At 68.0% G+C, this 13,693-nt stretch carries 13 protein-coding genes; 6 read left to right on the top strand and 7 right to left on the bottom strand.

Annotation, left to right across the window (positions count from 1 at the left end; all coding sequences use genetic code 11):
* The first annotated feature begins 5 nt into the window (after positions 1-5).
* Positions 6-740, top strand: a complete 735-nt coding sequence (locus FFF93_RS14810) for a GntR family transcriptional regulator (RefSeq protein WP_138768242.1) — start codon at positions 6-8, stop codon at positions 738-740.
* Here FFF93_RS14810 and FFF93_RS14815 read toward each other — a convergent pair.
* The 6 genes from FFF93_RS14815 to FFF93_RS14840 form a co-directional block, all read right to left on the bottom strand.
* Positions 737-1,486 (bottom strand): SDR family NAD(P)-dependent oxidoreductase, encoded by a 750-nt coding sequence (locus FFF93_RS14815; protein WP_138770346.1) that lies wholly within the window; start codon positions 1,484-1,486, stop codon positions 737-739. The genes FFF93_RS14810 and FFF93_RS14815 overlap by 4 nt on opposite strands.
* A gap of 14 nt (positions 1,487-1,500) precedes the next feature.
* The gene (locus FFF93_RS14820; RefSeq protein ID WP_138768241.1) at positions 1,501-2,343 is read right to left on the bottom strand and encodes a fumarylacetoacetate hydrolase family protein; all 843 of its coding nucleotides are present in this window, start codon (positions 2,341-2,343) and stop codon (positions 1,501-1,503) included.
* A gap of 117 nt (positions 2,344-2,460) precedes the next feature.
* A complete protein-coding gene (locus FFF93_RS14825) occupies positions 2,461-3,654 on the bottom strand; it encodes a fumarylacetoacetate hydrolase family protein (RefSeq protein ID WP_138768240.1) in 1,194 nt (397 codons plus the stop codon).
* Entirely contained in the window at positions 3,651-5,135 is a 1,485-nt protein-coding gene (locus tag FFF93_RS14830) for an aldehyde dehydrogenase (NADP(+)) (protein WP_138768239.1), read from the bottom strand. Before FFF93_RS14830 ends, FFF93_RS14825 begins: the two co-directional genes overlap by 4 nt.
* A complete protein-coding gene (locus tag FFF93_RS14835; RefSeq protein WP_138768238.1) occupies positions 5,132-6,478 on the bottom strand; it encodes an enolase C-terminal domain-like protein in 1,347 nt (448 codons plus the stop codon). Before FFF93_RS14835 ends, FFF93_RS14830 begins: the two co-directional genes overlap by 4 nt.
* 134 nt (positions 6,479-6,612) lie before the next feature.
* Entirely contained in the window at positions 6,613-7,341 is a 729-nt protein-coding gene (locus FFF93_RS14840; RefSeq protein WP_261375177.1) for a GntR family transcriptional regulator, read from the bottom strand.
* Between the two features lie 228 nt (positions 7,342-7,569).
* Here FFF93_RS14840 and FFF93_RS14845 point away from each other — a divergent pair, with 228 nt between their 5' ends.
* A complete protein-coding gene (locus FFF93_RS14845) occupies positions 7,570-8,901 on the top strand; it encodes an MFS transporter (RefSeq protein WP_138768237.1) in 1,332 nt (443 codons plus the stop codon).
* Between the two features lie 70 nt (positions 8,902-8,971).
* Positions 8,972-10,231: an NYN domain-containing protein gene (locus tag FFF93_RS14850; RefSeq protein WP_138768236.1), complete on the top strand. Its 1,260-nt coding sequence runs from the start codon at positions 8,972-8,974 to the stop codon at positions 10,229-10,231.
* 272 nt (positions 10,232-10,503) lie between these two features.
* On the opposite strand, the gene FFF93_RS14855 is transcribed toward FFF93_RS14850, so the two are convergent.
* Positions 10,504-11,271 carry a GPP34 family phosphoprotein gene (locus tag FFF93_RS14855; protein WP_138768235.1) on the bottom strand — a complete coding sequence of 256 codons (768 nt, stop codon included), beginning with the start codon at positions 11,269-11,271 and terminating at the stop codon, positions 10,504-10,506.
* Positions 11,272-11,353: 82 nt separating this feature from the next.
* On the opposite strand from FFF93_RS14855, the gene FFF93_RS14860 reads away from it, so the two are divergent.
* The 3 genes from FFF93_RS14860 to FFF93_RS14870 all read left to right on the top strand — a co-directional run bounded on the left by FFF93_RS14860 (position 11,354) and on the right by FFF93_RS14870 (position 13,690).
* Positions 11,354-11,926 carry an MOSC domain-containing protein gene (locus tag FFF93_RS14860; RefSeq protein ID WP_138768234.1) on the top strand — a complete coding sequence of 191 codons (573 nt, stop codon included), beginning with the start codon at positions 11,354-11,356 and terminating at the stop codon, positions 11,924-11,926.
* 112 nt (positions 11,927-12,038) lie between these two features.
* Entirely contained in the window at positions 12,039-12,782 is a 744-nt protein-coding gene (locus FFF93_RS14865) for an ABC transporter permease (RefSeq protein WP_138768233.1), read from the top strand.
* A gap of 131 nt (positions 12,783-12,913) precedes the next feature.
* Positions 12,914-13,690: an electron transfer flavoprotein subunit beta/FixA family protein gene (locus FFF93_RS14870; RefSeq protein WP_138768232.1), complete on the top strand. Its 777-nt coding sequence runs from the start codon at positions 12,914-12,916 to the stop codon at positions 13,688-13,690.
* Positions 13,691-13,693: the final 3 nt, after the last annotated feature.

Below are 13,693 nucleotides of genomic sequence, written 5' to 3' on the forward strand. Positions count from 1 at the left end.
AAGAAATGACGGCACCAACCGCAGGCGACACATCGATGACCAAGGTCGCAGCCGGCGGGGTCTACGCGGCGCTGCGCCAGTCGATCCTGGACGGCGAGATCACTCCGGGCACGCGCATCAACATCGACGCCGTATCCCGGCGGCTGGGAGTCTCCCACACACCGGTCCGGGAAGCGCTGCAGCGGCTCGAGGGCGACAACCTGCTGAGGTACTACCCAAGCCGGGGCTACAGCACCACGCCGCTGTTGAGCCTGGCGGAGCTCCGTTCCCTGTTTGAGTTCCGGCTCCTGGTGGAACCTTGGGCGGCGCGCTCGGCGGCAGTGGAGCGGCTGTCAAACCCCTCGGGCGCCCTCCGGTCCGAGCTCGCGGCACTTGAACGCCACGTCGATGACACGGCCAACCTGCGCCAGGACCTGGTGGCCCATGATGCGCGCTTCCATGACCTGATCCTGGCAGCCGCAGGAAACCACGTGGTCCAGCAGGCTTACGTCCAGACCCACTGCCACCTCCACATGTTCCGCCTCTACCCCGCCGACTGGGACGGCCGGATCACCCTGGTGGAGCACCAGGGCATCCACGCGGCCATTGCGGACCGGGACCCGGGGGCGGCCGAGAACGCCATGAGCGAGCACATCCGCAGCTCCTTCTACCGCTTCGCGCGGGCGTTCGACGAGGAGCCGGCACCCCTCGCCGAAGCCACCCTGGTGCGGATGGCCCCGGACCGGCCGGCGGCCTCCTAACCGGCGGGACGCAGGCGCAACGCCTGCATCCCGCCGTCGACGGCCAGTTCGGTCCCCGTGGTCGAGCCGGCGAGGGGGCTCGCAAGATAGGCAATGGCCGCGGCGATCTCTTCCGGGGCGACCAGCCGGCCGTGCGGCTGGCGGGCCTCCAGCGCGGCGCGTTCCGCCACGGGATCGTCAGCCTGGCCCAGCAGGCGGCTGACCCATGGCGTGTCCGCGGTGCCGGGATTGACGCAGTTGACCCGGATGCCCTCACGGATGTGGTCCGCCGCCATGCTCATCGTCAGGGCGCGGACAGCGCCCTTGCTGGCCGCGTAGAGCGCCCGCCCCGGCAGCCCGGCGGTGGCGGCGATGGATGAGGTGTTGACGATGGCGGCGGCTGCCGACTGGCGGAGGTAGGGCAGCGCGGCCCGGCTCACGCGGACTGCTCCGACCACGTTGACGTCGAAGACGTGGTGCCATTCGGCGTCGTCGTTGTCCGCCACGGTGCCTTGCGCCCCTATCCCGGCGTTGTTGACGACGACGTCGATTCCTCCGAGCTCCCGGGCTGCCTGCTCGACGGCGGCGCGGACGGAGGCGTCGTTGGCGACGTCGCACAGGATCGCGAGCGCGGGCGCGGCCACGGCCTCCGGATTCAGGTCCAGCACCGCCACCTTGGCTCCCCTGCCGAGCAGATGGGCCGTTGTGGCGGCCCCGATGCCGGAGGCTCCGCCGGTGACGATGACCCGGATACCGGCAAACTCCATGCCGTGGTCCCCGTTCATGCTACGAATTCATGGCGCTGGCGCCCCAGGCCCTGGATCTCGATTTCCACCACATCGCCAGCCTTCAAGTACGGGAAGCGCCCGGACAACGCGACCCCCTCCGGCGTGCCGGTGCAGATCAGATCGCCGGGTTCGAGGACCATGTACTGGCTGAGGTTCCAGACGATGGTCTCGACGTCGAAGATCATGTCCGCCGTGGAGGAGTCCTGGCGGAGTTCGCCATTGACCCAGCTGCGGAGGCGCAGCTCGCCGGTACCCACCTCATCCGGAGTGACCAGGTACGGCCCGGTGGGGCAGAACCCCGGCGAGCTCTTGCCCTTGGACCACTGGCCGCCGGAAACGTTCAGCTGGAAATCACGCTCGGAGAGATCATCGACCACGACGAAGCCTGCAATGTGGTCCCGGGCCGCTTCGGGCGACTCCAGATAGGAGACGCGGCTCCCGATGACCACACCGAGCTCAACTTCCCAGTCGGTCCTGGTCGATCCGCGGGGGATGCCGACGGCGTCATCCGGGCCGCCGACAGTATTGGGGGTCTTGAGGAAAATGACCGGGTGGGTGGGCGGCTCCGCGCCGGATTCGGCGGCGTGTGCGGCGTAGTTCAAGCCGACGCAGATAACCGCCGACGGCCGCGCGATCGGAGCGCCGTAGCGCACGCCCGTGGCATTGATTTCCGGGAGGGTGCCCGCGGTCAGCGCGGCAGCGGCGGCCGCAGGACCGCCCTGGGACAGGAAGTTTCCGTCGATCGCGGCGGTAAGGCTACTGAGCGCGTAGTGCCTCCCCTCGTGGACGAGGACGGGCTGTTCGGCGCCGGGGGCGCCGATCTGGGCAAACTTCATGGAGAGTTCCTTTCGGTCGTTCATCGGTACGCAGAAGGACGACGGCGGGAAGCTCCCGGCCGCCGTCCTCCCGATTCGGTCCGCCAGCACACAGCCCGGCGGGCCGGGCTGTGTGGCTTAGCTGGCGCTGAGGCTGGACTCCTGGGCTGTGCGCTGGTCCCGCAGGTAGCCGAAGAGTTCCCGCAGGCCGAAGGACCATCGCGGCAGCTCTTCCGCTGCCCCGACCCGGTTGATCAGGGCACCGAGGTGACGGCTGCGGATGGTCACGAGGTCGCCCGGCCGGTGGGTGAAGCCCTGTCCGGGCTCCGCCCGGTCCTGGGTCGGCGCGAAGAGGGTCCCCGTGAACAGAGCGAACCCATCCGGGTATTGGTGATGGCTGCCGTATGTTGCCGCGACCAGCTCCTCGAACGGCCGGCTGATCCGCGCCACGGAGTTGCGGCCCTCCAGCTCGTAGCCATCCTCCCCTTCCACCCGCAGCAGGATTTCCTCCTGGCGCAACGTCTCGAGGGTGAAACTGCCGTCGAACAAGCGGATCAGGGGACCCAGTGCGCTGGACGCGTTGTTGTCCTTCGCCTTGCCCAGCAGCAGGGCGCTGCGTCCTTCCACGTCCCGGAGATTCACGTCGTTGCCCAGCGTTGCGCCCACAACGGCGCCCGTCGAGGTGGCGATGAGCACCAGTTCCGGCTCCGGGTTGTTCCACGAGGAGAAGGCGGGAATGCCGATTCCGGCCCCCAGCCCCACCGAGGAGAGCACCGGTGCCTTGGTGAAGACCTCGGGGTCCGGCCCGATGCCGACCTCCAGGTACTGTGACCACAGCCCCTCGGCGATGAGTACCTTCTTGGCCTCGGCCGCTTCCGCCGAACCGGGGCGGATGGAGGCGATGCTGCCGCCGAGTGCGCGGCCCACGAGCTCGCGCACCTCCAGGGCGCGGCTGGCGTCTCCGCCGCAGCGCTCCTCGATGACACGCTCGATCATGCTGTCCACGAAGGTCACGCCGCAGGCCTTGATGACCTGCAGGTCCACCGGCGCCAGGAAGTGCGGACGGTCCGCGTCCCGCGCCAGCGATGCGCTGACGACGTCGGCGGTGTTCCACCGCGGCTCCGTCAGGGCGGCACGGACCGCCGCGGCCAGGTCGGGAAGCTCCAGCAGTTCGGAGACGGTTCCCGCCAAGCCGGTCAGGTCGAAGACAACCCCTTCCTGGACCGCGACCACCCGCGGGCCTCCCGTTGCCGGGTCCCAGAGCCGGCCGACCAGCAGGGCCCGCGCCGCATCATCGGGCAGGACCGAGGCCGCTGCCAGCGGCGCGTTCACCGCTGCCCCTCGCCCTGGACCGCGGGTCCAGCCGCGGGCAGCCGCCAGGTACCGTCGATGCGCTGCGGCACGTTCCACGGGTTGGCATCCCTCAGGGGTTCGGGCAGCCTCCCCTCGGAGAAGGACTGGTAGGCCACCGGACGCAGGAATCGGCGGATGGCGGCCGTACCCACCGAGGTGGTGGCCGACGTCGTTGCCGGGTAGGGCCCACCGTGGTGCTGGGCGTAGCTGACGGTCACGCCGGTGGGCCAGCCGTTCCAGAGCACCCGGCCGCTGATGTCCGTCAGCCGTGCCGCGAGTTCGGCGACGTCGTCGTCCGGCTCCGCCTGCAGCGTGGTGGTGAGCTGGCCTTCCAGGAGCTCCGCAAGCGCCGGGAGTTCGGATTCATCGCCGTATTCGACCAGCACGCTGGCGGGTCCGAACATCTCCTGGCGGAGGACCGACGGGTCACGGCGCACGGCGGCGGCCGTCGTGTGGAGCAGGGTGGGCGCCGGGGTCGCGGCGAAGTCGCCCTCGACCAGCACGTCGACTCCGTCCCCGCTTTGCAGCGTCCGGACTGCCTCGGAGAAACCCTCGTGCAGCCGGCTGCTGAGCAGCCGTGCCGGCACAAAGTCCGCCAGGGCCTCCCCGAGGACCTCCCGCACCCTGTCGGTCTGGCCGCCGGGCACAAAGAGCAGTCCCGGCTTGGTGCAGAACTGCCCCATGCCCATCGTGAAGGAGCCGGCATAGCCGCCGAGGATCTCGTCACGCCGGGCGGCCCACGCCTTTTCGGTTACGAACACCGCGTTGATGCCGCCGAGTTCGCCGTAGAACGGGATCGGCTCCGGGCGGGCGTTGGCGCGGTCGAAGAGTGCCCGGCCACCCGCCGTGGAACCCGTGAATCCAATGGCTTTCACCAGGGGATGGTCGACCAAAGCCTCCGCAGCGGCCCTTCCGGTGACCAGCGAGAAGAGCCCTGAAGGCGCCCCTGCGGCGTCGAGGGCCGCGGCCACCGTCTCGGCCGTGCGCAGGGCCAGCTTCGGGTGTCCGTCGTGTGCCTTGTGCACGACGGCGCAGCCCGCGGCGAGCGCCGAGGCGCTGTCCCCGCCGATCACGCTGAAGGCGAAGGGGAAGTTGGATGCCCCGAACACGCCGACGACGCCGATTGGCACGTTGAGCCGGCGCAGGTCCGGCCGCGGGCCCATGCCCCACTCCGCGTCCGCGTGGTCGATGGTGGCGTCGAAGTGCTCGCCGGCGCGGATTTCGGCGGCGAAGAGGCGGAGCTGGAAGACCGTGCGCTTCAGTTCGCCGCGTAGCCGCGCCTCGCCGAGGTGCGTTTCCTCGCCGGCGATTTCCACCAGGGCTTCCGCGTCGGTCTCGAGACCGTCGGCCACTGCCTCGAGCCAGCCCCCGCGGGTCCGGGGGTCCGCGGCGCGGCCCTTCTCGAACGCCGTGTGGGCCGCCTCAACTTTCGCGTTGAGCTCGGCAGCTGTGGTCGTCATCGGACCGCGCCGGTCGGAGTCAGCGAGGCGCCGGTCACGGCGGCCCGGTTCCCGACCTCCAGCCAGCCTGCGCCGCCCGGGAATTCCCACCGGGAGCGGGAAGCGGTGATCATTTCGGCGCCGGTGCCCGGAAGCTGCGGGGCCGCGTAACGGCCGTTGATTATCCGGACCGGCTCGGCGAAGTGCTCGTGGAGGTGGTCCACGTATTCGATCATGCGCCCGTCCTGGCTGCCGCTCACGGCCGCGTAGTCGAAGAAGGAGAAGTGCTGGACGAGCTCGCAAAGCCCCACGCCGCCGGCGTGCGGGCAGACGGGGACGTCAAAGCGGGCGGCGAGCAGGAGGTTGGCGATGTTTTCGTTCACGCCGCCCACACGGGTGGAGTCCAGCTGGAGCACGTCGATGGCGCCGGCCTGCAGCAGCTGCTTGAAGACAATGCGGCTCGCGACGGCCTCGCCGGTGGCGACGCGGATGGGGGAAACGCCCTTGCGGATCTCGGCGTGGCCCAGGATGTCATCGGTGCTGGTGGGCTCCTCGATCCAGTAGGGGTTGAACTCGGCGAGCTGGTTGACCCATTCGATGGCTTCGGAGACCTCCCAGCGCTGATTGGCGTCGATGGCGATGGGCAGGTCGCCGACGGCCTGGCGCGCCAGGGCCATGCGGCGGCGGTCGTCGTTGATGTCGCCGCCCACCTTGAGCTTGATCATGGAGAACCCGTCCGCGGCCGCTTCCTTGCTGAGCCGGACCAGCTTCTCGTCGCTGTAGCCGAGCCAGCCGGGCGACGTCGTGTACGCCGGGAAGCCATCGACCTTGAGCGACGCGATGCGGGCGGCCTTGCCGTCCTCGCCGGCGCGCAGGATGTCCAGTGCCTGCTGCGGGCTCAGGGCATCGCGGATGTGGGTGAAGTCGACGACGTCGACAATCTCCTCGGCGGGCATCTCACTGAGCAGCAGCCACAGGGGCTTGTTTTCCCGACGAGCGCGGATGTCCCAGAGGGCGCTGACCAGCGCCCCGCAGGCCATCTGGGTGACGCCCTTTTCCGGACCCAGCCAGCGCAGCTGGGAATCATGGACGAGGCGCTTGGACGCCCCGCCGAGGTCGAAGATGAGTTCGTCGATATCGCGGCCGAGGAGCAGCTTGGCGTAGGCGTCGATCGCGTGGGTGAGGATCTCGTTGCCGCGGCCGCAGCTGAAGACGAAGCCGTGGCCTTCCTCGCCCGCATCGGTGCGGATGACGACGTAGGCGGCCGAGTAGTCCGGGTCGACGTTGACGGCGTCAGAGCCATCAAGCTCGAGGGACGTGGGGAAACGTACGTCCTGGGTGTGGATGGAAATGATGGAAGGCACAGTTATCTTCTCTCTGGTCAATTCAATGAGCGGACGCAATTCCTATATGAATTGAGTTAATCATATAGGAACAGTGATCCAGATCAAGGGCCCCGGGAAACAAAGAAGCCCCGGCCGACTGGCCAGGGCTTCTTTCACTCGACGATGCGCCTTCTGGGAGGCCCGCTGTCCTCAAGCGGCGGGAGCTCGTCCGCGCCCTCAAAAGCCTGCGCGAAGCGGTGGAAAGAGTTCCTGATGTGCTCGGCCATGGCCTGTTCCGCCCGGTCCGGCAGGCAGGCCGAAATGGCATCCCGCACGGCGGAGTGCTCGGCCGCGGTGATCGCGCCGTCGATGTCTGCCGGGTACAGCCGGAACGTATGCAGGTGGCAATGGGTCTGGGCGAAGGCGTGGCGCACCACCGGGTTTCCGGCCGCAGCGAGGATGGTGTCGTGGAAGCGGGTGTCGTGGGCCACGAGATCCTGCCGCAGCTCACCCCCGGCTTCCATCGTGGCGCGAAACGCGGACAGTTCTTTTTCCAGCGCTGCTGCCGGGTTGGCGAGCCGGTCCACGGCGGCCGAGCGGGCCGCCCACGGCTCCACCAGCAACCGGAATTCGAAGAGGGCACGCAACTCCGCAAGATCCAGCAGCGGCGTGGTGCTGTAGCCCCGTCCGGGGCTGTAAATCACCAGGTTGTCGCCCTCGAGCCGCTGCAGAACTTCCCGAACCGGGGTCTGCGAAACGCCTAGGCTGCGGGAAACCGCATCAATGTTGATGCGGGCACCGGGCTCAATTTCGCCCCTGAGGATGGAAGCCCGCATGGAGGCATAGACATCGCCGACGCCCGCCTTGCTTTTGGACGAATCGGACGGAAGACGAGGGGGCACGCGGTTACCTCTTTGGGCTGGTTGAACTGAGTCGCTGTGGGAATCATAAGCCACGGCCCCTGGTCGGATGTGTCGCAGGGTTGCTCGTGCGGATCTGCCTTTGGACCGCACCCTCTATATGATTAGCCAGATTTCGGTATGGATTTGGCGACGGTTGGTCCGTGGCTTCCTGCCCAGGCGCCCAGGTGCCCGCACATCCGAAACCTCTGCCATGTCGAAGGAGACCGTATGACTGCCGTGGGCAGCAGGCACGCTACGCTCTTGCCGCCCGCGGCTCCCCGAGCCAGATCGCGCAAGCGCTGGGTGATCATCTGGCTCGCGTTCCTGGGGCTGAGCATCAACTATCTGGACCGCTCCAGCCTGAGTGTGGCGCTGCCGTTCATGGGCAAGGACTTTGAACTTTCGGCGACCCAGCAGGGGATGATTTTCGCAGCCTTCTTCTGGGCCTACGACTTCTGCCAGCTTGCCGCCGGGTGGTACGTCGACAAGGTAGGGCCGCGGAGATCCTTCTCCCTGGCGGCTCTGTGGTGGTCCATCTTTACAATCGTGACGGCCTTGTCGCAGAACTTCTGGTCGCTCTTCGCTGCCCGATTCCTGCTCGGCGTGGGTGAGAGCCCGGCGCCCAGCACCGCGGCCAAGGTGGTGGCCACCTGGTTTCCGGTCCGCGAACGGGCTTTCGCGACCAGCATCTGGGACTCCGGTTCCCGAGTGGGGGCAGTCATTGCCCTTCCGATCGTCACGCTGATCGTCGCGTTCACCTCGTGGCACGCCGTCTTCATCATCATCGGGCTGGCCGGCGTCATCTGGGCGGCAGTGTGGTGGAAGACCTACCGCAACCCCGAGGAACACCCGGGCGCCAATGCCGAGGAACGCGCCTATATCCAGGAAGGCGGTGCCCGGAGCGAAGCAAACGACGACGACGGCGCCGCCCAGCTGCCGTGGCGGTCACTGTTCAGATACCGCACCATCCTCAGCATGATGTTCGGTTTCTTCTGCCTGAACAGCGCCATTTACTTCTTCATCACCTTCTTCCCGGGCTACCTCGTCAAGGAGCGCGGCTTCGACCTGCTCAAGCTTGGTATCTTCGGCGCCATTCCCGGCATCTGCGCAGTAGCCTTCGGCTGGCTGGCCGGCTATGTCGCCGACCGCGCCGTTCGGCGCGGCGTCCCGCTCACCGGGGTACGCAAGACCGCCATCGCCGGCGGACTGATCGGCGGCTCGGTCATCATGTTCGCCGCGATAGTTCCCGAGGCATGGATGGCCCTGACGTTGCTGTCCGTGGCCTACTCCAGCCTCACGGTGGCCGCCACCGGGATATGGTCGTTGCCCGCCGACGTCGCCCCGAGCTCCCGGCACGTCGGATCCATCGGCGGACTCCAGAATTTCGCATCCAACCTGGCGGGCATTTTCACGCCCATCCTGATCGGCGTCCTAGTTGACCAGACGGGATCCTTTGTGGCGCCGCTGGCAGTCATCGGCTGCATCTCGCTGCTTGGCGCCGCGAATTACCTCTTCGTGCTGGGCAGGGTCGAGCCCTTGAAAGTCCCTGCGGCCGCGTGAGCACGCCGGGCCGCGCAACGCGCGGATTCACTTCTGGTCCGCTCCGCCGTCGTGCTGGCAGACTAAGCCGATGACCGAACCTCTCCATCAGTCCCGGCGGCCCGGGATCCGCGCCGCGATGTTCGTGGACTTCGACAACGTCTATACCGGGCTGCAGGCACTGGACCCGGCGGCTGCCAAGAGGTTCGCCGAGGATCCCAAGCACTGGACCGAGGCGCTGGCCGACGGTGTCGCGGGCGACGACTCCCGGCGCTTCCTGATCCGTAACTGCTACCTGAACCCCGTCATCTACTCGAAGTACCGGCCGTACTGGACCCGGGCGGGTTTCCGGGTGATCGATTGCCCGTCCCTCACGCAGCGGGGCAAGAGCAGCACGGACATCAACCTGGTGCTGGACGCGATGGACGCCCTGTCCGGCGCGGCGCATATTGAAGAGTTCTTTGTCGCCTCGGCGGATGCGGATTTCACCTCGCTGGTCCAGCGCTTCCGCGCCGCGGACCGGATGACGACGGTGATCGCCGCCGGCGCGGTGGCGTTCGCTTACCGGGAGATGGCGGACAGCGTAGTGGAGTCCCACGACTTCGTGGCCATCCTCAACGGGACCGCGGCCGATGCCCCGCGGCTGGTCCGTTCAGCTAAACCTGCCACGAGCCAGCCGGCGGCCCCGCTCGCCGCCGGACCCACAACGACGGCCGCCGCGGAAGTCCTCGCCCTCGTGCGGGCTGCGCCGGGACCGGTCACGGGTTCCGTGGCGGCGCACCGCGCGCTGGCCGCAGATCCTTCCCTCAAGACGGACTGGGGCGGCCACGGGAAGTTCAGCGCCTGGATCGCCCAGGCCGGCCCGGGTATCGCCTACGCATCAACCCCCTCGCCGGGCTGGGTCTGGGATGCCGAGCGGTTCTCACCGGACCTGCTGCCCGGGGCCGCGGAAACCCGGCCTGCGATCGAGGAACAGATCATCCGGGTGACCGATGTGCCGGCGTTGTCGTCCGGCCAGTACCGGCAGGTCTTTTTGTCGCTGGAGGCCAAACTGCGCGAGCACCTTGCCACCCGGGCTGAGCTGGCCAAGGCCGTGAGGGACGACTGCGTCGCGGCAGGGCAACCGGTCTCCCGCGCGGCCGTGAACTTCGTTCTCCAGGGCCTGGGGTACGCAGGGGTTCCGCTCACTGACGAGCTCCCGGCCCGGGAGCTAGCGGCGGCATGGACGAGGAACGTCGAGGAACTGTGCCGGGTAGCGCTGATGGAGTTCGACGATGCCGAGAAGCTGGCCCTGCGCCGCTGGGCCAGCGGGGGCCTGCTGGAGGACGGCCCTGACGTACCCAAAGGCTGAGCGCCGTCCGGTTCCTTGACACTATGACGACGGGGCTCGCCCTCGCCCCCTAGCCCCCGGCCCAGGCGCCGAAGTTGCCTCTCGTGCCGTCTCGGCCGTCATCGTCTTTGCCGCAACGTTTGCAACGCCTGTACAAGGCGCCGTCGTCGGCGTGTTCGACGTGCCAATCGTGCCGGATGTTCAGTTTGCAGAGCAGGGCCTTGAACACGTTCTCCTCCGATCGATTCGTTCGCCTGCCGGAGTCGATACTCTAATCGGTTGGCCTGGGGCCATCAGAGGGTGGCGGCTTCTTCCTGCGCCAGCCTGATGAGCCGAAGTTCGTCCTCCACGGCCCGGGCAGGCCAGTAGTCCTTGGCCAGCTCGTCCGCGCGGACTCGATCTGCCGCCGGAAAGAGCTTGGCCAAGAGCCCGGCAGCGTGCAGCAGGGCGATCAGCGCCAGGATCCTGTCATCAGATCCCGCCGCTTCGCTCGCCGAGGTTTCCGGCTTCCCCGGCTCCGCCTCGCCGGTGCCCGACGCCGAAGCCGTCGCAGCGGCCTGTGCGACCTCGGGCGCCGCGACATCTGGCTTCGTCTGGGCCGACGGCGGACCGCTGAGGGCGGCCTCAAGCTGTTCCAGCAGCGCCGCCTCCGGAGCATGGTCCTTTTCCGGGTACCTCGCGGGGCGGAACCGAGCCAGATGCTTCTCGCCGACATGCTCCACGATCCCGCGTGACGCCATCGTCTCGTAGACACGCTGCACTTCGGCGCGGCCCTCCAGCATGGAGACCCATCGTTTGGGAGTGTGCGGCCGCGACTTGCCGCGGATGAGCTCCAGCTCGTGCTGGAAGTCAGTGGCCGGGGTGTTGCGGGTGGCGCGGACATGCTTTCCCTGCAGCTCGATGGCACCGGTCAGTTCCAGCTCGGCCAGGATGGCCCCGGCCAGCGTGGTCCTGAGGGCGAACACCGGGATTTCGGGTGTCCCGTCGTGGTCCTTCGTCGCCAGCAGCAGGAAGGCCTGCGGAAGGCTCAGCTCCGCCGCTTTCGGCGTTTCAGCATTCATACGCTCATGGTGGCCCTGTTGCCGGGGCCACCACATGAGGATTTCGTCCCGATCCGTCTCCGTGAGGCGGTATTTTGGTGGGATGACGGCTAGTTACCGGTACGACGTCGAGGTCCTGCACCTGCTCGTGTCACCGGCCCACGCCTACTTCGGCCGCGCACGCGAGGGGGCAGCCGATGTCCCCACCACGGACGCCGAACGGGCCGAGTTCGTGGCTGGCAAGGGCATCGTCGGCGACCGGTTCTTCGGGAAGGCAGCGCACATGGATGCCGCCGTCACCGTTTTCGCCGTCGAGGCCCTCGAGGCGATCGCCGCCGAGCTCGGGACCGCCCCGTTTGACCCGTTGCTGACGCGCCGGAACGTGCACCTCAGGGGCGCCCAGCTGCCGCCCCTTCTGGGCCACGACTTCGCCATTGAGTCCCGCGGCGAGCTGGTGCAGTTCAGGGCCGGGCGGCCGGCGCACCCGTGCGCGTGGATGGATGAGATGCTCGCCCCGGGCGCCCATAAGGCCATGCGGGGCCGGGGCGGCGTGCGGTGCCAGGTGCTTTCGGACGGCGCCCTGCACCGCGGGCCGGCGGTGCTGATCAGCCCCGTGCCGCTTGACCCGGACCGCGCCGGCGAGGCGGCTCTGCTGCGCCCATCGCGGTTGCCTTAGCCCGGGGCCGGCCAACGTCCATGGTCTCGACGCCGAACTGGACACCAGGACCCATGTGCAACGCGTGCAAAAATCGCCCTATGACCAAGTCCCAGATGCGGCGTAAACCGGCGTGACGTTCGACGAGTCGTTCCGGACCGCCTTTGGCGTGGTCATCCTCGTCGGGGTGGCGACAATCGTGTTGGTGAGCGCACGGGTGCCAGCCCCTTGGTCGGCCGCGTTCGCCGTCGCCCGGGGGGTAGTGCAACTCGCGGTAATCAGCTTCATCCTGTCAGGTGTCATCCAGTCGCCCTGGCTGGTCGCCGCTGCGCTAACGGTCATGTTCACCGTTGCGGCAAGCACCTCGGCACATAGGCTAGGTTCGCTCCGCGCACGGTTCATCCCCGTGGCGGCCTGCATGGGCGCCGGGGTCCTCGCCGCTGGCATCGTGGTGTTCGCCACCGGGGCGATCGCGTTCACGCCCAGGTACATTCTGGCGATCGGCGGAATTGTGATCGGGAACGCAATGACCATCGCTACTCTGTCCGGTCGCCGATTCGTTGAGCTGGTCAACGACCGCTGGGAAGAGGTCGAAGGGTGGCTCGCCCTCGGCGCACGCCCACGCCAGGCGACCGCGGACCAAGTTCGTCGAGCCATTTCAGCTGCGCTCGTTCCCACGGTAGATCAAACCAAGACCACGGGGCTCGTCACACTTCCCGGCGCATTCGTGGGTGCGATCTTCGGCGGCGTTTCGCCGCTGGAGGCAGGACGGTTCCAAATCGTGGTGCTCGCCGCTATCGTCGGCGCCGGTGCACTCGTCGCAGTCGGACTTACCGCCTGGCTCGCGCCGGTGCGGGTCCGCCCCGACCGCCTCTAAACCAAAAGCCGCCAGGGCCGAACAATGCACGACACGACCCCCATGAACCAAGCCGGGCGCCACTTTCGTAGACTCTATGGAGATCCGACGTGTCGCCTCTGGAGACATGCCCGCCACAGGAAGAGCCATCGATGAAGATTATCGTCCTAGTCAAGGAGGTCCCCGACACCTACGGGGACCGAAAACTGAACCTTGAAACAGGCCTCGCCGAGCGGGAGGCCAGCGAAACAGTCATCGATGAGATCGGCGAGCGGGCACTGGAGCTCGCCTTGACGTACGCCGACGCGAACGAGGGCACCGACGTCGCCGTCCTCTCCCTCGCCCCCGAAGGTGCGACAGCGACGATCCGCAAGGGGCTCGCGATGGGCGCCGGCAGCGCCATCCACATCTGCGACGAGGCGCTCCGGGGTGCGGATCTTGGACTGACCGCTGAAACCCTCGCGGCAGCAATCCGCCGCACCGGCTTCGACCTGGTCATTGCCGGCAACGTCTCCACCGACGGATCCGGCGGCATGATCCCCGCGATGCTTGCGGAATTGCTGGACGTGCCGCTGGCCAGCGGCCTCAGCTCCGTGGAGATCCGCGACGGCGGGGTGTCCGGGACCCGCGGCGTTGAATCCGGCGTGCAGCAGGTATCGGCGGACCTGCCCGCGGTCATTTCCATCACCGAGGCGCTTCCCGGGCCGCGTTTCCCCAACTTCAAGGGCATCATGGCCGCGAAGAAGAAGCCCTTGGAGGTGCTGACGCTCGCAGACCTCGGAATCACGGCCGACAACCCGGACGCGGCGCGTTCGATCATGCTGACCATCGCCGAGAAGCCCCCGCGCGCGGCGGGCGTCAAGATCGTCGACGAGGGCGATGCCGGCGAGAAGCTGGCCGAGTTCCTGATCGAAAACCGACTGGCTTAGGGA

This window comes from Arthrobacter sp. KBS0702, assembly GCF_005937985.2.
GTDB lineage: Bacteria > Actinomycetota > Actinomycetes > Actinomycetales > Micrococcaceae > Arthrobacter.

Excerpts from the sequence above, each read along its gene's own strand:
- FFF93_RS14820 (WP_138768241.1), bottom strand. The coding sequence starts at position 2,343 with ATGAAGTTTGCCCAGATCGGCGCCCCCGGCGCCGAACAGCCCGTCCTC.
- FFF93_RS14830 (WP_138768239.1), bottom strand. The coding sequence starts at position 5,135 with ATGACGACCACAGCTGCCGAGCTCAACGCGAAAGTTGAGGCGGCCCAC.
- FFF93_RS14860 (WP_138768234.1), top strand. The coding sequence starts at position 11,354 with ATGACGGCTAGTTACCGGTACGACGTCGAGGTCCTGCACCTGCTCGTG.
- FFF93_RS14815 (WP_138770346.1), bottom strand. The coding sequence starts at position 1,486 with ATGGAGTTTGCCGGTATCCGGGTCATCGTCACCGGCGGAGCCTCCGGC.
- FFF93_RS14855 (WP_138768235.1), bottom strand. The coding sequence starts at position 11,271 with ATGAATGCTGAAACGCCGAAAGCGGCGGAGCTGAGCCTTCCGCAGGCC.
- FFF93_RS14850 (WP_138768236.1), top strand. The coding sequence starts at position 8,972 with ATGACCGAACCTCTCCATCAGTCCCGGCGGCCCGGGATCCGCGCCGCG.
- FFF93_RS14845 (WP_138768237.1), top strand. The coding sequence starts at position 7,570 with ATGACTGCCGTGGGCAGCAGGCACGCTACGCTCTTGCCGCCCGCGGCT.
- FFF93_RS14810 (WP_138768242.1), top strand. The coding sequence starts at position 6 with ATGACGGCACCAACCGCAGGCGACACATCGATGACCAAGGTCGCAGCC.
- FFF93_RS14870 (WP_138768232.1), top strand. The coding sequence starts at position 12,914 with ATGAAGATTATCGTCCTAGTCAAGGAGGTCCCCGACACCTACGGGGAC.